The sequence below is a fragment of the Micromonospora sp. NPDC049359 genome (assembly GCF_044466585.1).
Classification (GTDB): Bacteria; Actinomycetota; Actinomycetes; order Mycobacteriales; family Micromonosporaceae; genus Micromonospora.
Genome location: NZ_JBITMW010000007.1, coordinates 185,221 through 207,626, shown reverse-complemented (window position 1 = coordinate 207,626; position 22,406 = coordinate 185,221). Strand labels below are relative to the sequence as shown.

General features: G+C 72.3%; 12 protein-coding genes and 2 riboswitches. Of the genes, 6 read left to right on the top strand and 6 right to left on the bottom strand.

The window, feature by feature from the left end:
- Nucleotides 1-18 precede the first annotated feature (18 nt).
- Together ACIBTX_RS18195 and ACIBTX_RS18190 are read right to left on the bottom strand one after the other, a co-directional pair.
- Nucleotides 19-2,589: a LuxR C-terminal-related transcriptional regulator gene (locus tag ACIBTX_RS18195; RefSeq protein WP_357172116.1), complete on the bottom strand. Its 2,571-nt coding sequence runs from the start codon at nt 2,587-2,589 to the stop codon at nt 19-21.
- 5 nt (nt 2,590-2,594) lie between these two features.
- Nucleotides 2,595-3,866, bottom strand: coding sequence for an Hsp70 family protein (locus tag ACIBTX_RS18190; protein ID WP_357172117.1), 1,272 nt, complete (start codon nt 3,864-3,866; stop codon nt 2,595-2,597).
- Between the two features lie 296 nt (nt 3,867-4,162).
- On the opposite strand from ACIBTX_RS18190, the gene ACIBTX_RS18185 reads away from it, so the two are divergent.
- From ACIBTX_RS18185 to ACIBTX_RS18170, 4 genes are all read left to right on the top strand, one after another.
- Entirely contained in the window at nt 4,163-5,050 is an 888-nt protein-coding gene (locus ACIBTX_RS18185; protein WP_357121244.1) for an IniB N-terminal domain-containing protein, read from the top strand.
- Nucleotides 5,051-5,165: 115 nt separating this feature from the next.
- Entirely contained in the window at nt 5,166-7,013 is a 1,848-nt protein-coding gene (locus ACIBTX_RS18180) for a dynamin family protein (RefSeq protein ID WP_357122157.1), read from the top strand.
- Entirely contained in the window at nt 7,010-8,470 is a 1,461-nt protein-coding gene (locus ACIBTX_RS18175; RefSeq protein WP_357121248.1) for a GTP-binding protein, read from the top strand. Before ACIBTX_RS18180 ends, ACIBTX_RS18175 begins: the two co-directional genes overlap by 4 nt.
- Before the next feature lie 294 nt (nt 8,471-8,764).
- Nucleotides 8,765-14,389, top strand: a complete 5,625-nt coding sequence (locus ACIBTX_RS18170) for a GH92 family glycosyl hydrolase (protein WP_357172118.1) — start codon at nt 8,765-8,767, stop codon at nt 14,387-14,389.
- 121 nt (nt 14,390-14,510) lie between these two features.
- Here the strand turns inward: ACIBTX_RS18170 and ACIBTX_RS18165 are convergent, their stop codons facing one another.
- From ACIBTX_RS18165 to ACIBTX_RS18155, 3 genes are read right to left on the bottom strand one after another with little or no spacing between them, the layout of a single operon-like run.
- A complete protein-coding gene (locus ACIBTX_RS18165) occupies nt 14,511-15,107 on the bottom strand; it encodes a histidine phosphatase family protein (RefSeq protein WP_357172119.1) in 597 nt (198 codons plus the stop codon).
- Nucleotides 15,104-15,904 carry a CbtA family protein gene (locus ACIBTX_RS18160; RefSeq protein WP_357172120.1) on the bottom strand — a complete coding sequence of 267 codons (801 nt, stop codon included), beginning with the start codon at nt 15,902-15,904 and terminating at the stop codon, nt 15,104-15,106. Before ACIBTX_RS18160 ends, ACIBTX_RS18165 begins: the two co-directional genes overlap by 4 nt.
- Nucleotides 15,895-16,098, bottom strand: coding sequence for a CbtB domain-containing protein (locus tag ACIBTX_RS18155; RefSeq protein ID WP_357172121.1), 204 nt, complete (start codon nt 16,096-16,098; stop codon nt 15,895-15,897). The genes ACIBTX_RS18160 and ACIBTX_RS18155 overlap by 10 nt, the downstream gene beginning before the upstream one ends.
- Before the next feature lie 58 nt (nt 16,099-16,156).
- Nucleotides 16,157-16,230: riboswitch (cobalamin riboswitch) on the bottom strand.
- A gap of 187 nt (nt 16,231-16,417) precedes the next feature.
- A riboswitch (cobalamin riboswitch) is annotated at nt 16,418-16,632 on the top strand.
- A gap of 193 nt (nt 16,633-16,825) precedes the next feature.
- Here ACIBTX_RS18155 and ACIBTX_RS18150 point away from each other — a divergent pair.
- Both ACIBTX_RS18150 and ACIBTX_RS18145 read left to right on the top strand, forming a co-directional pair.
- A complete protein-coding gene (locus ACIBTX_RS18150) occupies nt 16,826-19,153 on the top strand; it encodes a ribonucleoside-diphosphate reductase subunit alpha (RefSeq protein ID WP_357122160.1) in 2,328 nt (775 codons plus the stop codon).
- A 50-nt stretch (nt 19,154-19,203) separates the two neighbouring features.
- On the top strand, nt 19,204-20,199 hold the full coding sequence (locus ACIBTX_RS18145; protein ID WP_357172261.1) for a ribonucleotide-diphosphate reductase subunit beta: 996 nt from the start codon (nt 19,204-19,206) through the stop codon (nt 20,197-20,199).
- Nucleotides 20,200-20,352: 153 nt separating this feature from the next.
- Here the strand turns inward: ACIBTX_RS18145 and ACIBTX_RS18140 are convergent, their stop codons facing one another.
- On the bottom strand, nt 20,353-22,161 hold the full coding sequence (locus ACIBTX_RS18140; protein ID WP_357172122.1) for a family 43 glycosylhydrolase: 1,809 nt from the start codon (nt 22,159-22,161) through the stop codon (nt 20,353-20,355).
- Nucleotides 22,162-22,406: the final 245 nt, after the last annotated feature.

The following is a 22,406-nucleotide window of genomic DNA, read 5'->3' as shown; positions in this document are numbered from 1 at the left end:
TCCGCCGGGTGCGCCGGCTCATCGGGCCGACCGCTGCGGCCACGGCTGCCCGGCGGCGTCGCTGGCCCGGTCGGCGACCATGGTCCGCAGCAACGCCAGCAGCTCCGCCCGATTGGCGCAGTGCAGCCGGTTGCGCATGCGCGCCACGTGGTGCTCCACGGTCTTGGCCGAGATGAAGAGCCGGTCACCGATCTCCCGGTAGGTCAGCCCGGCGAGCACCAGCTCGGCCACCTCGTACTCGCGGTCGCTCAGCCCCTGCTGGGTGGGGCCGGCCGCGGTGGCGGCCGGCGTGGCGGTCGCGCCGTCGATCGGGCGCTGCCCACCGGTCGCGCCGGCCGCCCGACCCTGGAGCACCCGGGCGCACTCGAGCAGGGTGGTCATCGCCCGTCGGTCCGCGGTGCGGATCGCGGCCTGACCGGCGAGGCGGGCGCCGTCCCAACACAGTCCGGTGTCGTGCAGGCCCCGGGCGGCGGCCTCGACCCGTACCGGGTCGACCACACCCCGTAGCACCTCGACCCAGCTCTCGGCGGCCGCGGCGACCACACCGGCGTAGCGGCTGTGCTCGGCGGCGGCGAGCAGGGCGGCGACGTGGTCGTCGGCGGCCGTCGGCTCGCCGGTCAGGATGGCGGCGTGCAGGCCGCTCCAGTGCAGCGGGACGCTCCACAGCGTCGGTGTGTCGAGCCGTTCGAGCAGGGTGGCGCCCTCCCGCAGGTAGGGCGCCAACCGGGCCACGTCACCGAGCCGCGCGCCCGCGATGGCCAGTTCGCCCAGCGGCAGCAGCGTGAACAGGTCGACCCCGTGGCGGACCACCGCCTCCAGCGCCTGGCCCCACCCCCGCTTGAGCGCGCCGAGGTCGCTGGTGCGCCGGGCGATGCCCATCCGCAGCGCGGCGGCGAAGAGCAGGTCGCGGGATTCCAACGGGCGTTCGTCGGCGGTGACCGTGGCGAGGCGCTCGGCGGCGGCGAGCGTCTGACCTCGAACCATCAGGATCCAGGCCTGCAACAGCCGATGCCGGCGGGCCATCAGCGGGCCGCCGACACCGCCGGCCTGCGCGCGGTGCAGGACCCGCTCGGCGATGTCCAGCTCGCCACAGTGCACGGCGGTCAGCGCGGCCAGCGCCGCCGGACTGTCCGGCAGGAGGGCCGCCCGACCGTCCGGTTCCAGCAGGGCGGCGGACTGCACGAGCGCGGAGAGCGCCGCGCTCGGCGTGCCGGTGACGCCCTCGCGTACTCCGTCGGCCATCAGCCGGGCGGCGCTGGCGTGCAGGGTGGGCGGTGCGCCGGTGGGCTCGTCCACGCGCGGCCCGTCGGCGGTCAGGTCGCCGATGGCGAACCCGCCCACGGCGGCGAACGCCACCGACGAGGCGGTGCCCGACCACCGGTACAGCTCGACGCTGCGGCCGGCGTGGCCCCGGTGCGCCAGCGCGGTCGCCGCCACCGCGGCCGCCTCGGCGCGGACCGCCGGGTCGGCGGTGGTCAGCAACCGGTCCGCCAGGCGCAGCGCGTCGTCGAGGTCACCGGCGAGCGCGGCCGCGAGAGCCTGGCGGGCGCCGGTCGGGTGCCCGGCCGCGGTGGCGGCGGCGAACAGCTCGGCGGCGAAGGCCGGCTCGTCGGCAAGCGCCTCCTGGGCCGCCGCGGCGAGTGTCGGGGCCGGACAGTCGCCGAGGACGCCCACCGCGAGCAGCGAGCGGACCAGCGGTAGCACCGGACCACCCCGGGCGAGCTGCAACTCGGTGAGGCGACGCCAGACGGCGCTGCGCTCGGTGGCCGGGCTGAGCGTGGTGACGGCCCGGCGGACCAGCGGGGTGAGCCGGCCGTCCGCGCCGATCAGCCCGGCCGCCCGGGTCGTGGCGATCAGCTCGTCCACCGCCTCCGGCTCCTGATCCAGGAGCGGGCCGAGCATGGCCACCGGCAGCGGTACGCCGGCCGCGACCGCGAGCAACAGTCGTCGTACGGGGGCGGGCTGGATCTCCAGCTCCGGCGCGAACTCGAGGACGACGGGTCGGGGCGGCTCGGTCGGGGCGGTGGTCAGGCTCGGTGCCGCGCGCAGGCCGCGGGTGAGCCGCTCGACGTCGCGGGGGACGCCACCGGTCTGCGCGTGTACGAAGTCGACAAGCTCGGCGCGCTGGGTCAGCTCGGGGACGGCGGCGACGCAGGCTCCGGTCTGCTCCCGGGTGAACGGCCCGAGCAGCACGGCCTGCCCGTCGCGGCGCAGCGTGTCGACCAGCTCGGTGAGGGCTGCCGACCGGGGCCAGGGGCGGTGGGCGACGACCAGCCGGTGCCGGCGGGTGGCGACCAGGCGCAGCAGCACGCCGATCCGTTCGTCGTCGAGCAGGTGCGCGTCGTCGACCAGGATCAGGTCGTCCGGGTCGACGGGCTCGCCGGGCCCGGGAACACCCGTGCGCACGGTGACGCCGGCCCGTTGCTGGATGTTCGTCAGCTCGGTGAGCAGGGCGGTCTTGCCGTGCCCGGCGGGGCCGGCCAGGCCGACGGTGAGCGGCGCGACCGGATCGTCGGCGACCCGGTCCAACAGGGCCCTGGACGCCCGGCCCAGCACCAGTCGGGAGTCGACGAGGTTATTCATGATCATTGTGGTCATCCTTCGCGTCCCCGGCTGAGCGTCAGTGCCAGGCGGGACGCCTTCGGCAGGTCGAGGGGGAGGATCCGGACCGGCGGTCGGGGTGGCGGTTCGCCCGGATCGGTGGCGTGGTCCCGGGGTCGCCGCAGGGCCGGGAGGCTCGCCCGGCCCTCACCCGGGACCGGCGCCGGATCGCGGACCGGGGCCGGGGGTCGAGGGCGCGGCCGGGGTGACACCACCTGGCAGGCGGCGCTCGCCGCTCCGGTGGCGGCGGTGAGCTGCGCGTCCGGCTCGACCTCGACCGGCACACCGAGCGCCGTGCTGATCAGCTCGGTGACCAGCGGGATGCGGGTCGAGCCGCCGGCCAACAGGACGCCGTCGAGCTGTGTCGGCGTCAGGCCGGCGCCCTGCACGGCGCGCAGCAGGAGGTCCACGGTGGCCTGCACGGTGGGGCGGATCATCGCCTCGAACTGCGCGCGGGTCACCGGTATGCGTGCCGGACCGGTCGGCAGGCTCAACACCACGTCGGCGGCCGGCTCGACGGTCAGCGCCCGCTTGACCCGGTCGCACTCGGCCGGCAGGCCGCGCAGGGCGGCGTGGTGGTCCCGCCGCCCGATGGCGGCCAGCTCCCGGGACAGCACGGTACGGACGTGGCTGGCCAGCAGCTCGTCGAAGTCGGCCCCGCCGATCGGGTCGAGACCCTGGGGCGTGCCGAAGCTCTCGTAGGTGCCGCGCGGGGTGCGCCGGACCAGGGCCGCCTCGAAGCTGGCGCCGCCCAACGCGTAAACGGCCGCCGTGGTGCCCGCGAAGCCACGCGCCGCGTGACTCTCCGCGACCGTGACCGTACGGGGGAGCAGCGTCACCGTGCGCAGCCCGAGGTCGACGAGCGCGCGGCGCAGCAGCTCCCGGCGGTACGGCCGCCAGCCGGCCGGGTGACTGAGCACCACCGCCTCGGCCGGGCCGCCTTCCGCGGCGTGCGCCTGCTCCACCACCCAGGCCGCCAACTCCGCCGTGAGGGTCTGCGGCGCGCACGCCTCGCCACCGAGCAGCAGGGGCACGTCGTCACCGATCCGGCGGACGAAATCCCTGCTGGTGCGACTGCCGTCGTCGGTCGCGGGCCCGCCGATGTGCAGCGCGCCGTCCTCGGCCAGGTGCAGCACCGACGGTACGAGCGGCGAGCCGGCGTTCAGCGGGACAGCCTCCGGACGCGTCCAGGTCCGGCCGTCGCGCCGAGCGACGGCGGCGGCGGTGTTGGTGCTTCCGATGTCTATCCCCAGGACGTACGGCATCCGTCTCTTCTCTTTCCGCGAGTGGCCGGCTGATGGCGATGGCGTCGGCGCTGTCCGGCGACCCACCCCCGGCGAAACCCGCGGGCCCCTACGTTCGTACCAGAGATCACTGCGTGGTCGGCACCCTAATCTGACCGGGACGGTTTCCCCCAGTCCCCCTAACGGGGGAGCCGGCGAACGCCCTAACGCGGCGTGATCGATTGCGGGCGCAGCCCCGATGTCCGGGGCCGCCCCCCGCCATAGCGTTCCTCTCGACGAACGACGGTCGCCGATGCCAATCCGAGGAGAACCGGCACATGGACTCGCAACAGACCCTCCACGACTTCGTGCTCGACCTGCTGACCAACCCCGACGCGCGGTCGGCGTTCGACCTCGACCCGGAGGGCGCGCTGCACGCCGCGGGGCTCAGCGACATCACCGCCGCCGACGTGCAGGACGTGGTGCCGCTGGTGGTCGACTACGCGCCGGGGCAGGGCCTCGCGCCGCTGGCCCCGGTGGTCGGGCAGCTCGGCTTCGACCCGCTGGTGACCGACGCCACCGACGTGGTCGGTCAGTTGCAGAGCGTGGCGCAGCAGATCAGCGTCACCAGCTCGCCGTCCGGTGTGGACGTCAAGGCCGGTGTGCTCGGCGCCATCGCGGTCGACCCGTCGACCGTCGCCGCCGGGGTGAGCGTGCTGCCGGGTGTCGGCCTGGGTGTCGGGCCGAGCGGCCTCGACACCGACCTGACCGGGGTGTCCGACGTGGCGCACACGCTCGACGCGGACGTGGTGCAGCCCGTCGACGGGATCGTCGACCCGGTGCTCGGCGGCGCGACCGGCACGGTCGGCGACCCGACCGGCGTGCTCGGCGTCACCGACCCGGTGCTCGGCGGCGACGTGACCGGTGGCGTCCTCTCCGGCGTGCACGGTCAGGTCGACGGCATCGTCGGCTCCCTCGGTGTCCACGACACCCTGGGTGGCCTGGGCCTCGGCGAGGGCGCCGTCGGCGGCGTGGTGCCGCCGGTGGACGTTCCGTCCGTGGTGGGCGGTGTCACGCACCACGTGGACAGTCTCCTTCCCGGGGTCACCGGCACGGTCGGCGACGTGACGGGTGGGCTCACCGACGGTGTGACCGGCGACTCGCACGACGGGGGGCCCGCCTCGTCGGACCACGGGTTGCTGGGCATCACCGGCGGTCTGCTCTGACGGGATTTTCCGTCGGAAGCGGGGGGTCGGGTCGCGTCGAGCGGCCCGGCCCTTCCCGGTTTCCTCTCCGACACCTCTTGCTAATTAAGCCGAAATCCGCACACTTGGTGCGGTGATGGCGGGGATCTGGCTGGATGTACTGGACGAGATCGCCCGGACGTGTACGACACACGGTCGCGGCGATCTGCTGCAGACGGTCCGGCAGAAGCGTGCCCAACTGCTCGAACCGACGTTGCGGGTCCTGGTCGTCGGCGAGCCGAACCAGGGCAAGAGTCAGCTCATCAACGCGATCATCAACGCGCCGGCCTGCCCGGTCGGGGACGGTCGCACCACGGTCCTGCCGACCGTGGTGCAGCACGCCGAATCCGCCTGCGCCACGATGGTCCAGGCGTCGGCCGGACGACCCGCGGGAGGGCCGGCGGTGACGCTCGCCGAGCGGACCTCCCTGGCGCTCGACCAGGTCGCGGCCGGCGTGTCCGGCGCGGTCGGGCGTCGGCCGGGGGGCGGTCCGGCGTACGTCGAGGTCGGCCTGCCCCGGGCGCTGCTCGCCGCCGGACTCGTGCTGGTGGACACTCCGGGTACCGACGAGGTCACCGCGCTCGGCGCGGCCGTGGAGGTGGCCGCCTCGACCCGCGCGGACGCCGTGCTGCTGGTCTCCGACTCCACGAGGGAGCTCTCGGTGGCCGAGCTGAACATGCTGCTGCACGTCATGCGCTCGCAACCGAACGTGGTCGTGGTGCAGAGCAAGACCGACCTGGTGGCGGACTGGCGGACGGTCGCCGAGCGCAACCGGCAACACCTCGCCGATGCCGGCGTCGCGGCGCCGCTGATCCCGGTGTCGGCGACGCTGCGGCTGCGCGCGGCGGCGGCCGACGACCGTGGTCTCAACGCCGAGTCCGGCTTTCCGGCGCTGATCGCCCGCCTGCAACGGGACCTGGCCGGCAAGGCCGACCACCTGGCGCGGGCGTCGGTGCAGGCGGTGGCCCGTACGGTGGTGGAGCAACTGGCCGCGCCGCTGCGCGCCGAGTTGGCGACGCAGGAGGCGGCGGAGCAGTCCGGGCCGATCTCGCGGCTGCACGCGGCCCAGCGGGAGGTCGACGAGCTGCGGCGCTGCTCGACCCGCTGGCAGAACACCCTCAACGACGAGATGGCCGACCTGCTCTCCGACATCGAGTACGACCTGCGGGACCGGACGCGCCAGATCCTGCGGGCGGTCGACGAGGCGTTCGATGAGGCCGACCCGCTCGTCGCCTGGGACACCTTCGACGAGTGGCTGTCACGCAGCCTGGTCGAGGCCGCGGAGGCCAACCACGAGTGGCTGGTCCAGCGCTGCGACTGGATCGCCCGCCGGGTGGCCGCCCACTTCAACCGGTACGGCTACGACGTGCTGCCGCCCTGGTCGATGACGATGCCGGAGGATCTCGGCGACCGGCTGCCGGACCTGGAACGGCCGCGGATCGACCGGTTCACGACGGGTCAGAAGCTGTTCACCGGCATGAAGGGCTCGTACGGCGGCATGCTGATGTTCGGCCTCGCGACCACCCTGGCCGGGATGCCGATGATCAACCCGGTCTCGGTCGGCATCGGCGCCCTCTTCGGCGGCAAGAGCATCCGCGACGAGAGCAAGCAGATGTTGCGCCGCCGGCAGGCGACCGTGAAGACGGCCATCCAGCGGCATGTCGACGAGTTCTTCGTCCGGATGGTCCGGGACTGCCGGGACGCCACCCGGCAGGTGCAACGGATGCTGCGCGACCACTTCACGGGTCTGACCGAGGAGTTGCAGGAGGCCATCGTGCAGTCGTTCCGCAGCGCGAAGCAGGAGGCCGACACCGACGTCGCCCTGCGCGAGCAGCGGCAGCGGGAGATCCGGTCGAAGATGACCCGCCTCGCCGCGCTCTACGAGCAGTCCCAGCACCTGACCGCCGCCCGGTCGACCCCGGTGCTGTTGGAGCCCGGGGCATGACTGTCGGGGTGCGGTTGGACGAGGCGGCCTGGGGGCTGCTGCACCAGGCGCTGGAGGTCTACCAGCACGACGCGCGGGCGGTCGGGCGGTTGCGGCACCAGATCGCGCGGTTGGAGCAGCCGCTGCGGATCGCGGTCGCCGGGCCGTGGCGTGCGGGCAAGTCGACGGTGCTCAACGCGCTGATGGGGGAGGAGGTCGCGCCGGTCGAGGGCGCCGACGGCGCGTTCACCTGGTACGAGGACGGCGCGTCGCCGGGCGCCACCGCCTACCCGGTGGGGCAGCCTCCGCAGGAGCTGACGGTGGTCAAGTCGGCGACCGGCATGCGGGTGGATCTCGGCTGGCGTGCCGGGGAGGTACGCGACATCGTGGTGCGGTGGCCGACGCGGGCGCTGCGGCAGGTGACGCTCGTCGACACCCCGGCGCTCAGCACGGTCGACGAGCAGGGGCACGCGCCGGTGCTGGACCGGGTGCTGGCCGACGCGGACGCGGTGTTGTTCCTGACCCGGGACGGCCGCGACAGCGATCTGCGGGTGTTGGAGTCCGGTCGGGACAGTGCCGTCGGGCAGGCCGCCCCGGTCAACGTGATCATGGTGTTGTCCCGGGCGGACGAGGTCGGCGGTGGCCGGATCGACGGGCTGCTCACCGCCCGACAGTTGGCCCGTCGGCACCACCGCGATCCCCGGGTGGGCGCGTTGGCCGTCAACGTGGTGGCGTGCAGTGGAGCTGTCGGCCTCGCGGGTCGGCTGCTCAGCGAGTCCGAATTCGCCGCGCTGGCGACGCTGGCCGGGGTGCCCCGCGCCGGGTTGGAGCCCCACCTGCTCTCCGCCGATCGCTTCGTCCGTGGCGACCTTCCGGTGCGCCTCGATCCCGAGGTGCGCGCGGGCCTGCTGGACCGGTTCGGCCTCTTCGGTATCCGGCTGGCCACGACGTTGGTCCGCGGTGGGTTCGACACCCGGGTGGCGATGTCGGCCGAGCTGATCCGGCGCAGCGGCCTCACCGAGCTGCGCGAGTCGATGACCCGTTGTTTCGTCGATCGGCGCGACGCGCTCAAGGCGCGCTCGGCGCTGGCCGCGGTGGAGTCCCTGGTGCGGGCCGAGCCGGTCCGGGGCAGCGACGAGTTGGTCGGCGCGATCGAGCAGATCCTGGCGGGCGCGCACGAGTTCCGTGAGTTGCGCCTGCTGGTGGCGTTGCGCAACGCCCGTCTCGGTTTCGACGCCGAGTTGGCCGCCGAGGCGCGGCGGCTGGTCGGCGGCGAGGGCGTCTCCCTGGCCGCCCGGCTCGGTGTCGAGCACGAGGCGACCACCCAACGGCTCTGGGAGACCGCCGCCGACGCCCAGTGGCGGTGGCGGGACCGGGCGGAGGATCCGCTGCTCCCACTGACCCAGCGGCGCGGTGCCGAGGTGGTCGTGCGTAGCTGCGAGGGAATGCTGGCCGAGCTGGCGGCGGGCGGTCGCTGAGCGGCCGCGAGTCCACCTGCGCCTCGCCAAGGCCGAGTAAGGAAGGGCACCTTCCTAACGCCTCGTGTATAGGAAGGTGCCCTTCCTTACGAACTGGAAGCGCTGGGCGCGTTTCGCGGCGATCAACCCATTGACAGGCCGTTGGTTGCCCGGAAACATCTGGCCAACATCCACCGGATCTGCCCTCGCTTGTCAGGCACGCCCGATGACAACGATGTCAGAGCCGGTCCACCCTCCACTGCCACCCAGACGCTCGACGTACTCGACCGGATCGAGTCGAAAGGTCCCGCCCCCATGCCGTATCTCCCCCGTACGCGCGCCGTCTCCCTGCGGATAGCCGTGGCGACAACCGCCGTCCTGCTGCCCCTGGGGATGGTCGTCGCCGCGCCGCTGGCCAGCGCCGCGCCGAGCGCCCCGCCACCGGGCGCCTTCCGTTCCTCGTTCGAATCGGCCGACCCGCAGCCCGCCCCGAGCACCGTCGAGGTCGACCGCTCCGGTCGGCCCGTGCAGGGCAACCTCAGCGGATCGAGCGACGCGAACCTGCCCGGCAGCCTGCTCGGCCAGGTCGAGGCCGTCACCGCGAGCGCCCAGAACCCGCCGAACGAGATCGCGGCGAACCTCGCCGACGGGAAGCCGTCGACCAAGTGGCTGGCGTTCGAATCGACCGCCTGGGTGACGTACCAACTGGCCAAGCCGGCGGTCGTCAAGCGGTACGCGCTGACCTCGGCAGACGACGAGCCGGGCCGCGACCCCCGCGACTTCACCCTCCAGGGGTCCACCGACGGCAGCGCCTGGGTCGACCTGGACCGCCAGACGAAGCAGGGTTTCGCCAAGCGGTTCGCCACCAACAGGTACGGCGTCACCAACACGACGGCCTACGGCTGGTACCGGCTGGTGGTCTCCGCGAACTCCGGCGACACTCTCACCCAGCTCGCCAGCTGGGACATCAGCGACGGCTCGGACGTCCGACCGCCGGCCACGCCCATGGTCACCGAGATCGGCCCCGGCCCGGCCGGCGGTTACACGACGAAGCCGGGCGTCGGCTTCACCGGGCTGGCCGCGCTGCGCTACTACGGTGGCGCCCAGACCGGTGGCCGCTCGTACGCGACGAACAAGCTGTTCGACGTCGACATCCCGGTCGGGCCGAACACCCGCCTGTCGTACCGGATCTTCCCCGAGTTCACCGGCCAGGACGCCCGCTACCCGTCCACCTACGCCTCGGTCGACCTGCACTTCACCGACGGCAGCTACCTCAGTGGACGCTCGGCCGTCGACCAGCACGGCAACCCGCTGACCCCGGCCGGGCAGGGCGCCTCGAAGGTGCTCTTCGCCGACCAGTGGAACGCTGTCAGCGCCGACGTCGGCGCCGTCGCGCGCGGCAAGACGATCGACCGCGTCCTGCTGGCGTACGACGACCCGCAGGCCACCGAGGAGACCCTCTTCCAGGGGTGGCTCGACGACGTCGAACTGACTCCGAACCCGGCGACGATCGACGGCTCCCGGCTGACGAACTACGTCGACACCCGCCGCGGCACCAACTCCACGGGCGGGTTCTCGCGCGGCAACAACCTGCCGATCACCGCCGTACCCAACGGGTTCAACTTCTTCACCCCGGTGACCGACGCGACCTCGGACTCCTGGGAGTACGACTACCACCGCGCCAACAACGCCGCCAACCTGCCCACCTTGCAGGGCCTCGCGATCTCCCACGAGCCCAGCCCCTGGATGGGCGACCGCAACCAGATGTCGGTGATGCCGGTGGCCGGCGACGGCCCTCTCACCGGAGCACCCGCCAGTCGGGCGCTGGCCTTCCGGCACGAGGACGAGACCGCACGGCCGGACCTCTACCGGGTCGCGCTACAGAACGGCCTGGTCGCCGAGATGACGCCGACCGACCACGCCGGCATCATGCGGTTCACCTTCGGGCCGGGACCGTCGACCGGAAGTCTCGTCTTCGCCAAGGGCACCTTCACCCTCGGTACCGACAGCACGTTCACCGGCTGGGTCGACAACGGAAGCGGCCTCTCGGCCGGACGTAGCCGGATGTTCGTGTCCGGTGAGTTCGACCGCGCGCCGGCAGCCGTCACGGCGACGTCCGCGACCTTCGACGTCTCGGCGAATCGTCAGGTGACGATGCGGATCGCGACCTCGTTCCTCTCCGTCGAGCAGGCCCGTCGCAACCTCGACCTGGAGGTGACCGGCCGGACCTTCGACGCGATCCGCGACGCCGCCACCGCCGCCTGGAAGGACCGCCTCGGCCGGGTCGAGCTGCGGGGCGCGACCGAGACGCAGCTCGTCACCATGTACTCGAACCTGTACCGGCTGAACCTCTACCCGAACTCGCAGTCGGAGAACACCGGCACCGCCGCCGCCCCCCACTGGCAGTACGCCAGCCCGGTGTCCGCGCCGACCGGCACGTCGACCGCCACCCGGACCGGCGCGAAGATCGTCGACGGGCAGATCTACGTCAACAACGGGTTCTGGGACACCTACCGCACGGTGTGGCCCGCGTACTCGCTGCTCTACCCGGACGTCGCCGCGAAGATCTCGGACGGGTTCGTCCAGCACTACCGCGACGGCGGCTGGATCGCCCGCTGGTCGTCGCCCGGCTACGCCGACCTGATGACCGGCACCAGCGCGAACGTGGCCTTGGCGCAGGCGTACCTCACCGGGGTCAAGCTGCCCGACCCGCTCGCGGCGTACGACGCGGCCGTGAAGGACGCGACCGTCGCGTCCGGACGCGGCGCGGTCGGCCGCAAGGGCATCGAGACGTCGCTGTTCCTCGGCTACACGCCGACCAGCACCGGCGAGTCGGTGTCGTGGGCGTTGGAGGGGTACATCAACGACTACGGCATCGGCAACATGGCCGCCGCGCTCGCCAAGGACCCGGCCACGCCGAAGTCGCGGCGCGACCAACTCAAGGAGGAGTCCCGGTACTTCCTGGAGCGGGCCCGCAACTACGTTCACCTCTTCGACGCCAAGACGAAGCTCTTCCAGGGCCGCGACGCGGCCGGCACGTTCCTCGCCGGTGACCCGCTGGACTGGGGTGGCGTCTACACCGAGACCAACGGCTGGAACTTCGCGTTCACCGCACAGCAGGACCCCCAGGGCCTGATCAACCTGTACGGCGGGCAGAAGGCGCTGCGGGACAAGCTCGACACCTTCTTCGCGACGCCCGAGAACGCCGACCACCCCGGCGGCTACGGCGGCGTCATCCACGAGATGATCGAGGCCCGCGCGGTGCGGATGGGACAGCTCGGCATGAGCAACCAGCCGTCGCACCACATCCCGTACCTGTACGACGTCGCCGGCGCTCCGGCGAAGACCCAGGCGGCCGTGCGCGAGATCCTGCGGCGTCTCTACGTGGGCAGCGAGATCGGTCAGGGCTACCTGGGCGACGAGGACAACGGCGAGATGTCGGCCTGGTACGTCCTCAGCTCGCTGGGCATCTACCCGTTGCAGGCCGGGTCGACCCACTGGGCGATCGGCTCGCCGCAGTTCACCCGGATGACCGTCCACCGCCCGACCGGCGACATCGTGGTCAACGCCGCGAACAACAACAACCGCAACGTGTACGTGCAGAGCGTGAAGGTCAACGGCAAGAAGCAGCGCGACGTCTCCGTCGAGGTGTCCGCGCTCGCCAGGGGCGGAACCATCGACTTCCAGATGGGACCGAACCCGTCGTCGTGGGGCACCGGTCGCGACGCCACACCCCCGTCGCTGACCAGGGGCGACGCCGTACCGCAGCCGTTGCAGGACGTCACCGGGCCGGGCCTCGGCACCGCCACCGTCAGCGGCGGTCCGGACGCGTCGACGCTGTTCGACGACTCGTCCACCACCCAGCTGACGACGTCGTCGGGCACGCCGCAGATCGGCTGGACGAGCCGTGGCGGACGGCAGAAGCCGACCTACTACACCATCACCTCCGGCGCGACCGCGGGCGACCCGGCGGACTGGCGGTTGCAGGGCTCCACCGACGGCCTGACCTGGAGCACGCTGGACGCGCGGGCGGGCGAGGTGTTCCGCTGGCGCAACCAGACCCGGCCGTTCCGGATCGACAAGCCCGGACGGTACTCCCAGTTCCGCCTCGTCGTGACGAAGACGGTCGGCGCGGCCCAGCCGACCCTCGCCGAGATCGAGCTGCTCGCCGGGGGCGACCTCGACCTGGGCGGCGGTGACATCACGGTGACCGCCACCGATGGCGTGCACGCCCGCTCCGGCGCGCCCGCCACGGTGGCCCTGGCCACGGTCACCGGTGGCGTCGCCGACGACTACCGGGCCACGATCGACTGGGGTGACGGGTCACCGGCCACCGAGGGCACCCTGACGCTGAGTTCCCGGGAGGTCTACCGCGTCAGCGGCGAGCACACCTACGCCACGCCGGGCTACCACCAGGCGAGCGTCACGGTGACCGACGGCGTCGGTCAGGGCTCGGTGACGGTCGGCGTCGACGTCGCGTACGCGGCGAACTCCGGCCTCACCGCGGCGTTCGACAGCGTGTGTGTCGGCGACGAGGGCACCCTCGCGGCGGACTGCGACGCGAAGTCGTGGGCGTACTCGCGGGCGGCCCTCGCGGCGGCCGGCGTGACCCAGGGGCAGCGGCACCAGGTGCCGGGCACCGCGCTGGGCTTCACCCTGCCGCAGGTCCCGGCCGGGCAGCCGGACAACGCCACCGGCAACGGCGCGACGATCGCGCTGCGCCTGCCGGCCGACGCCAAGAGCATCTCGTTCATCGGTGCCGGTACGCAGGGCAACCAGGCAACGACCGGCACGGCGACGTTCAGCGACGGCAGCACCGCGAGCATTCCGATCCAGTTCAGTGACTGGACGCTGGGCGGCAACGCCAACGGGACGCCGTCCTACGGCAACATCGTCGTCGCGAAGTCCGCGTACCGGCTCAGTGGCACGAGCCGCGACGGCGCCCAGCCGTTCCTGTTCGCCACCACGCCGTACCAGATCCCGGCGGGTAGGACGCTGGTCTCGGTGACCCTGCCGACGCAGACCGGCGACCCGCGCTCGGCGGGCCGGATCCACGTGTTCGCCGTCGCCGACGACGGCACGCCGGCCGCCGCGCTGGTGACCGCCGCCCCGGGCGACCAGAGCGTCGACGCCGGGCAGGTCCTCACGGCGAACCTCGGATCGGTGACCGGCGGTCTTCCCGACCCGACCGGCTACCACGCCCGCGTCCAGTGGGGTGACGGCACGGTTCCGGACGACGCCACGATCGGTGCGGACGGCGCGCTGAGCGGCCGGCACACCTACGCCCGTGCGGGCGCCTACACGGTGCGCGTCACCGCGTGGGACACGGTGTCCAGCAGCACCGCGAGCTTCACCGTGACCGTCCGGCGGGCCGGGGCGGCCACCACCCTCGCGGTGTCCGGCACGCAGTCGGTCGCCGCTGGGGACGCGGTCACGGTCGTCGGCAGCGGGTTCGCCGCCGGCGAGCGGGTGACGGTGGGCCTCGCGGCCGGCACGACCCGCGAGGTGACGGTCTCGGCGTCCGCGACGGGCACGGTCCGCGCGACCGTCGCGACCTCCGGGGACACGCCACCGGGGCGGTACGCCGTCCGCGCCACCGGCGCGTCCTCCGGTACGCCGGCGACGGCAACCGTGCAGTTGACCGTGGGCTCGACGGACCCGGCCTACCAGCCGCGCCTGTCGTTGCCCACGCCGTCCGCGCCGCGCGGCACGTCGATCACGGTCGACGGCTCCGGCTTCGCGCCGAACGAGGAGATCACGGTCAGCCTCGGCGACGGCCGTCGGGTCGGCACGGTACGCGCGAACGGTGACGGCATCGTCGCCGGCGGGACCGTCGGCGTCCCGGATGCGACGGAGCCCGGGGTCACCAGCGTGACGCTGTCCGGGTCCCGCTCGGAGGCGACGGTGTCCCGACCGTTCACGGTCACCGTCACGAAGTAAGCCGGAAGCACATCAGTCGGGCGGGCCGTGCTCCAAGGCCCGCCCGACACCCGTTCCGGGCCCGCTCGACCGCGCTGCCCCGGATCTGGGGCAGCTCGACAGGAGCCGTGGTAGACCCTCGTCACCCGTTCGCCGGTGCCGGCGCCGCGTCCAGGCGGAACTGCCAGCTCGGGCCGTGGCCGGTGAGTCGGACGATCGCCAGCGGCGCGACGTCGAACTGCCGGTACGTGGCCAGCGGCAGATCCAGGGCGTGCACGAGCGCGACCCGGATCACCAGCGGGTGCGTGACGGCGGTGACCCGTCGGCCGACGTCGCGCTGCGCGTCCAGCCACCGACCGACGCGCTGGCGTACCGCGAGGATCGACTCACCGCCGTGCGGCGCGGCGTCCGGCGTGGACAGCCATTCGCGCAGCGCGTCCGGCCGCGTCGCGGCGATCTCCGCGAGGGACCGGCCCGACCAGTCGCCGTAGTCACAGTCGGCCAGGGCCGCCTCGACGGTGGGCGCGAGCCCGAGAACATCGGCGGTCTCGACGGCCGCCGCCGCGGGGCTGGACAGGCACGCCACCGCGTCGCCTGCACGACGGCCCGCAGCGGCGGGGGACAGGGCGAGGGCGGCACGCCGGCCGCCCTCGTCCAGGCTGTCGTTCCCGCCGAACCGGGCCTGCCGCAGGGCGGCGGTGTGACCGTGGGCGACCAGCCGCAGGCTGGTGGCGCTCACCCGGCCAGTCGTGCGTCGGCGACCGCGCGCTGGCGGTGCATCAGGGCGGCGAAGAGCAGGCCTATCCCGGTCCACAGCACCATCTGGGTGCCGAGCGAGGCGAGGCGGAAGCTCCACAGCAGCGTCGCGGGGAAGTCGCCGGGGACCTCCTGGAACGACGGCAGCGCCACATAGGACACGACGGTGACCAGCAGGAAACCGCCGACCGCCGCGCTGGCCCGCAGCCACACGGGCGCGCGCTCACCCACCGACCGGTAGCCGAGCGAACCGGACCAGACCGCGACCAGGCCGAGTACCACCATCAGCAGGTAGGTGACCGTGCGCTGGTTGATGGTGGACGGGTCGCCGACGGCCGGCGGATTCGGCGGGTACTTGAGGAACGGCACGATCACCGCGCCGAGCAGCGCACCGCCGGCCAGCAACAGCCCGGACCGCCCGTCGTCGGCGGTCCGCCGACGACGGGCCAGCAGGACGTACGCGCTGGCCAACAGGCCGCCCATGGCGGCGCCGAACAGGCCGGTGGCCAGGAACAGGCCGCCGCGTTGGCCGTTGCGGCCGATCAGGGCCTCCTCGCCGTGCTGGTGCCCTTCGGCGGCCTCCTCGGCGTGCTGGTGCCCGTCGGCGGCGGCCTCCGCGTGCGTGGCCGCCTCCTCGATGGCGATGGCCGCCTCGACGTGTGGTTCGCCGACGACGTAGGCGAACGTCCCGGCGATCAGGCCGGCCACCAGGCCGGCGAGCAGCCCGCGCAGCAGGACCGTGACGAACGTGGGTGCGGTGCCGGTGTCGCTCAGTGGCACGGGACACCGAGCAGGTGCCGGCCGTCGTGCATCAGCTCGTGCAGGTACATCCCGCTGCGCGAGACCGCCCCCTGATCGAAGGCGACGAGGTAGGCCAGCAGGGCGAGCACGGCGACGGTGGCCAGGACCGTCCACAGGAGACGGGTCGGGACAGCGGGGTGCGACAGCGGCTGGCTGGACGTGGAGCTGGACATGCGTGAACGAACCTCCTCGGGGATGACGCGTCCCCATCGCAAGGCTGCGGACGACCGAGCGTCCTGGCTCGCGCCCCCCGGGCTGGGGGCCGCTCACAGTGGCGCGACCGCGCCGGATTCTCACCGGCTTCCCTCGCGTCGCCGCAGATAGTGGGTCGACCGTATCGGTGCCGGTTCGCCTCGGTCAAGCCGATGGCGACGGTCGGGGCGGCACCGCCTCGTCGGCCGGCTCCGAGCCGATCGACGAGGGTCGTCATCGGCGACCGCGACACGCCGGGACCCGACATGTGGGGTGTGACAAACGTGCTCGCCCCTATATATGGTGTCGACCGCAGCTGGTTCGTCCACTCCTGGTGAGTGGTCGAGGCAAGAGGGAACCCGGTGCAAGTCCGGGACTGTCCCGCAGCGGTGAGTGGGAACGACCGCCGTCATCAGCACTGGGCCAACGGCCTGGGAAGCGACGGCCAGTAGGTGACCGGGCAGGCCCGGTCGCGCCCGCGAGTCCGAAGACCTGCCAGCGCGCCGCGTACCCGACCCTCGGGTGCGCGGCGGTCCGAGGCCGCGCGGAACGGCTGACGCCACCTCGCCCACGCCCGCGCTGGCCTGGCGTCGACGGCGTCCGTCTCCCCGCGTCCGAGGGCCCTTGAGGTCTCGAACTCCCGAGGAGTGAGTGGTGACAGTCACCCAGGTGGTCCCGGTCAGCGGCGAGGCCGCGCGGCGGACCCCGATGCAGGTGCGCAAGCGCGACGGCGGCACCGAGGCCGTGGACGTGAACAAGATCGTCCGGGCGGTCGAGCGGTGGGCCGACGACCTGACCGAGGTCGACCCGATGCGGGTGGCCACCCGCACGATCAGCGGCCTCTACGACGGCGCGACCACCGCCGAGCTGGACCGGCTGTCCATCCAGACGGCGGCCGAGATGATCGGTACGGAGCCGCAGTACTCGCGCCTGGCCGCGCGGCTGTTGGCCGGCTACGTCGACAAGGAGGTGCGGCGCCAGGGCATCACCTCGTTCAGTGCGGCGATCCGGGCCGGCCACGCCGAGGGTCTGATCGGTGACGAGACCGCCGCGTTCGTCGCCGCGCACGCGGAGACGTTCGACGACGCCGTCGACCCTGACGGCGACCGCCGCTTCGAGTACTTCGGCCTGCGCACCGTCTACGACCGGTACCTGCTGCGTCACCCCACCACCCGGCTGGTGCTGGAGACGCCGCAGTACTGGCTGCTGCGGGTGGCCTGCGGCCTGTCCCGTACGCCGGACGAGGCGGTCGACTTCTACCGGCTGATGTCCAGCCTCGCCTATCTGCCCAGCTCGCCGACTCTGTTCAACTCCGGCACCCGACACACCCAGATGTCCTCGTGCTATCTCGTGGACTCGCCGCGCGACGAGTTGGACTCGATCTACGCGCGCTACGCCCAGGTCGCGAACCTGTCCAAGTTCGCCGGTGGCATCGGCATCGCGTTCTCCCGGGTCCGGTCCCGTGGCGCGCTGATCCGGGGCACGAACGGGCAGTCCAACGGCATCGTGCCGTGGCTGCGCACACTGGACGCGAGCGTCGCGGCGGTCAACCAGGGCGGGCGGCGCAAGGGCGCGGCCTGCGTCTACCTGGAGCCGTGGCACCCGGACATCGAGGAGTTCCTCCAGCTCCGGGACAACACGGGCGAGGACGCCCGGCGTACGCACAACCTCAACCTGGCCAACTGGGTCCCGGACGAGTTCATGCGCCGGGTCGAGGCCGACGAGATGTGGTCGCTGTTCGACCCCGACGAGGTGCCCGAACTGCCCGATCTGTGGGGCGAGCGGTTCGACGCCGCGTACCGGGCCGCCGAGGCGCAGGGCCGCTACGTGCGGCAGCTGCCGGCCCGCGAACTGTACGGGAAGATGATGCGGACCCTGGCCCAGACCGGCAACGGCTGGATGACCTTCAAGGACGCGGCCAACCGGCTGTGCAACCAGACGGCCGAGCCGGGCAACGCGGTGCACCTCTCCAACCTCTGCACCGAGATCATCGAGGTGTCCAGCGACGACGAGACCGCAGTCTGCAACCTTGGCTCGGTGAACGTCGCCGCCCACCTGACCGATGAGGGCATCGACTGGGAACGGCTGCGCGCCACGGTGCGTACGGCGGTGACGTTCCTCGACCGGGTCATCGACATCAACTACTACCCGACCCCGCAGGCGGCGGCGAGCAACCCCCGTTGGCGGCCGGTCGGGCTCGGGCTGATGGGGCTGCAGGACGTGTTCTTCGCGCTGCGGCTGCCGTTTGACGCACCGGCCGCGCGGGAGCTGTCCACCCGGATCAGCGAGGAGCTGTACCTGACCGCGCTGGAGACGTCCGCCGACCTGGCCCGCGACTTCGGCGCCCACCCGGCGTTCGCGCAGACCCGGGCCGCGCGGGGGCGCCTGCAACCGGACCTGTGGGGTGTCGAGGGTACGCAGACCGCGCGCTGGACCGCGCTGCGTCAGCGGGTGCGGGAGTACGGGCTGCGCAACTCGCTGCTGGTGGCGGTCGCGCCCACCGCGACGATCGCGTCGATCGCCGGCTGCTACGAGTGCGTTGAGCCGCAGGTGTCCAACCTGTTCAAGCGCGAGACGCTGTCGGGGGAGTTCCTCCAGGTCAACACGGCTCTCGTACGCGAGTTGAAGGCTCGTGGTCTGTGGACCGAGCAGATCCGGTCGGCGATCAAGCGGGCCGAGGGCTCGGTGCAGTCCGTCATGGAGCTGCCGGCCGACGTGCGGGAGCTGTTCCGTACCGCCTGGGAGCTGCCGCAGCGGGCGCTGATCGACCTGGCCGCCGCCCGCGCGCCGTTCATCGACCAGTCCCAGTCGCTGAACCTGTTCCTGGCCTCGCCCACCATCGGCAAGCTCTCCTCGATGTACCTGTACGCCTGGAAGACCGGTCTGAAGACCACCTACTACCTGCGGTCCCGGCCGGCCACCCGGATCCAGCAGGCCACCGTCAGCGCGGTGCCGCCCGTCCTCCCCGTCGCGGTCGACGCCGAGGCGCTGGCCTGCTCGCTGGAGAACCCCGAGTCGTGCGAGGCGTGCCAGTGACCGTCGCCGACACCACCACGGACAGCACCACCGACGCGAGGACCACGCACATGCTGCTCGACCCCGGGATGGACCTGACTCTCCGTCCGATGCGCTACCCGCACTTCTTTGACCGGTTCCGGGACGCCATCCGCAACACGTGGACGGTCGAGGAGGTCGACCTGCACGCCGACCTCGCCGACCTGGACCGTCTGTCGCCGGCCGAGCGGCACCTGGTCAGCCGCCTCGTCGCGTTCTTCGCCACCGGCGACACGATCGTCGCCAACAACCTCGTGCTCAACCTGTACCAGCACGTCAACAGCCCCGAAGGTCGGCTCTACCTGTCGCGGCAGCTGTTCGAGGAGGCCGTGCACGTCCAGTTCTACCTGAACCTGCTCGACACGTACGTGCCCGACGAGACCGAGCGGTTCGCAGCCTTCGCCGCCATCGAGAACATCCCGTCGATCCGTCGCAAGGCCGAGTTCTGCTTCCGCTGGATCGACTCCCTGCACGACCTGCGGGAGCTGCGTACCCGCGAGGACCGGCGGACCTTCCTGCTCAACCTGATCTGTTTCGCCGCGTGCATCGAGGGGTTGTTCTTCTACGGCGCGTTCGCGTACGTCTACTTCCTGCGCTCCCGTGGCCTGCTGCACGGGCTGGCGTCGGGGACCAACTGGGTGTTCCGCGACGAGTCCATGCACATGGCGTTCGCGTTCGACGTCGTCGAGACCGTACGCGCCGAGGAGCCCGATCTGTTCGACGACGACCTGGCCGACCAGGTCCGCCGGATGCTCACCGAGGCGGTCGAGTGCGAGGTCCAGTTCGCCGAGGACCTGGTGGGCCAGGGGGTGCCCGGCCTCACCCTGGCGGACATGCGCCAGTACCTGCAGCACGTCGCCGACCGCCGGCTCGCCCAGCTCGGGATCGCGCCGCACTACGGGTCGGCCAACCCGTTCGCCTTCATGGAGTTGCAGGACGTGCAGGAGCTGTCCAACTTCTTCGAGCGGCGGGTGTCGGCGTACCAGGTCGGGGTGACCGGCACGGTCGCCTTCGACGACGACTTCTAGAACCCCCACCCCACCCCCGGCCCCGCCCCGTCGATCATGAAGTTGTTGCTCCCCTATCGGCGTATCGGGGGCATTGACTTCATGATCGACGTCGGCGGCGGACGGGTGTGGGGATGGGGTGGGGGTGTTTTTGGGGGTGGGAACCCGGGGGAGTTAGGCGGGGGTGCAGGTGGGGGTGGTGGTCGGAGGGCTGGTTGAGGTGGTGGAGCTGAGGTAGCCGGCGGTGGTCGAGGTTCCGGGCGCGAGCTGGCCGTTGTAGGCGGCGTTCGCGACGGTCACCTGGCTACCCGACTGGGTGAGGGTGCCGTTCCAGACCTGGGAGACCGTCTGCCCGCTGGCGAGCGTCCAGGTGACCCGCCAGCCGTTGAGCGCCGACGATCCGGAGTTGGTGACTGTCAGCCGTCCCTCGAACCCGCCCTGCCAGGTGTTCACCACGGCGTTGGTGACCGCGCAGGACGTCCCGGCCGGGCTCGTCGGCGTGGGAGTGGTCGTGGGCGTCGGGATGGGCGTCGGCGTCGGGTCCGCGGTCGGACTCGGCGTCGGGGTGGGCGTCGGAGTGGGCGTGGTGCCGTTGGCCTGGAACTGCCACCAGTTGAGGTTGAACAGGGTGCCGCTGCCGCCCGTGAACCGCAGGTACAGGTCCTGGGTGCCGGTGGCGCCGGAGACCGGGCAGGAGACGGTCTGCCACGTCTGCCACGCACCGGTGCCGGGTACCGCGCAGCTGCCCACCCGGGTGCCGGTGGGGCTACCGAGGCGCAGTTCGATGGTGCCGCCCGACGTCGCCGAGGCGACCCGCGCGGAGAAGGACGTCGCGCCCGTACCGAAGCCGACGCCCTTGACCTTGATGTAGTCCCCGTTCTCGATCCACCCGACGTTCATCCCGCCCTCGCTGGCCGGCTCGGTCTCGATGCCGGAGCCCCAGGCGATGGTCTCGGCCTCCTGCCGCACGTACGGGTTCAGCGTGCCGATCTGCGGCGCGCCCGTCGTGGTCATGTTGATCGTCGGGATGGTGCCGTTGGTGTTGTACGTGAACTTCTCCACGGCCACCGAACGGGTGTAACCGCCACCGCCCGGCAGCGCCCCGTTGTGGTAGAAGAAGTACGAGCCGCCGTTGAAGTCGATGACTCCCGGGTGGTTGGTGAAGCTCGCGCCCTGGCGGGGCATGACCGTGCCGCGATAGGTCCATGGGCCGGTCGGGCCGGTGGCGGTCGAATATCCGATGAACTCGGAGCAGCACTCCGCCGCGAACACGTTGTAGTAGGTGCCGTTGCGCTTGTAGACCCAGGGGCCCTCCTCGTAGAGGGTGGGCCGGCTCGCGTTGCCGCTGCGGGCGCCGAACCCGGCGGTGGTGAGCGGGATCTTGGTGGCGCTGCCGCTGTAGGAGATCATGTCGGCGTTCAGCCGGACGTACCACAGGTTCGGGTTGCCCCAGTACAGGTACGCCTGACCGTCGTCGTCGATGAAGACCGTGGGGTCGATCTCGCCGTTGCCCACCAGGGGGCGGCCGATGGCGTCCCGGAACGGCCCGGTGGGGCTGTCGGCGACCGCGACGCCGATGGCCATCGAGTTGGTCGCTCGGGCGGTGACCGGCACGTACCAGTAGAACTTGCCGTTGCGGGCGACGACCTGGCCGGCCCACGCGTTGGCGCTCGCCCAGCTGAAGGTGGCGAGGCTCAGTGGCGAGCCGTGGTCGGTCCAGTTGACCATGTCGGCGGACGACCACACCCGCCAGTCCTTCATCGTGAAGTACGAGGAGCCGTCCTCGTCGTGGCCGGTGTAGAGGTAGACGCGTCCGTTGTGGACCAGGGGCGCCGGGTCGGCGGTGTAGATGTGCTGGACGATGGGGTTGTCCGCGCGGGCGGCCGTGGCCGGCATCAGCGTCGAGACGAGCAGCAGGCTCGTGAGCCAGGCGAGACCGCGCCGGAGCCGGGTCGTGGTCCGTGGTGGCGGTGTGGGGTGCATCGGTACCTCCAGGGTGGGTCACGACGGGCGGGCGGCCCGCCGCGTGCGCTGGCGGCGTGTCGCGGGTGTCGTCGCGGGTCGCTCGGGTGGGGCGGCGGCGGTGCCGCGAGCACGGCAGGAGGGGATCGGGTGTCCACCCTGGCTCCCGCGTGCGGCGGCCCGCCGTACGTCGACGGCGGTGGTCAACGTCCCTGAGGGGAGGCCCGGTCACCCACCAGCGGGCGTTGGTCATGCACTACTCCATC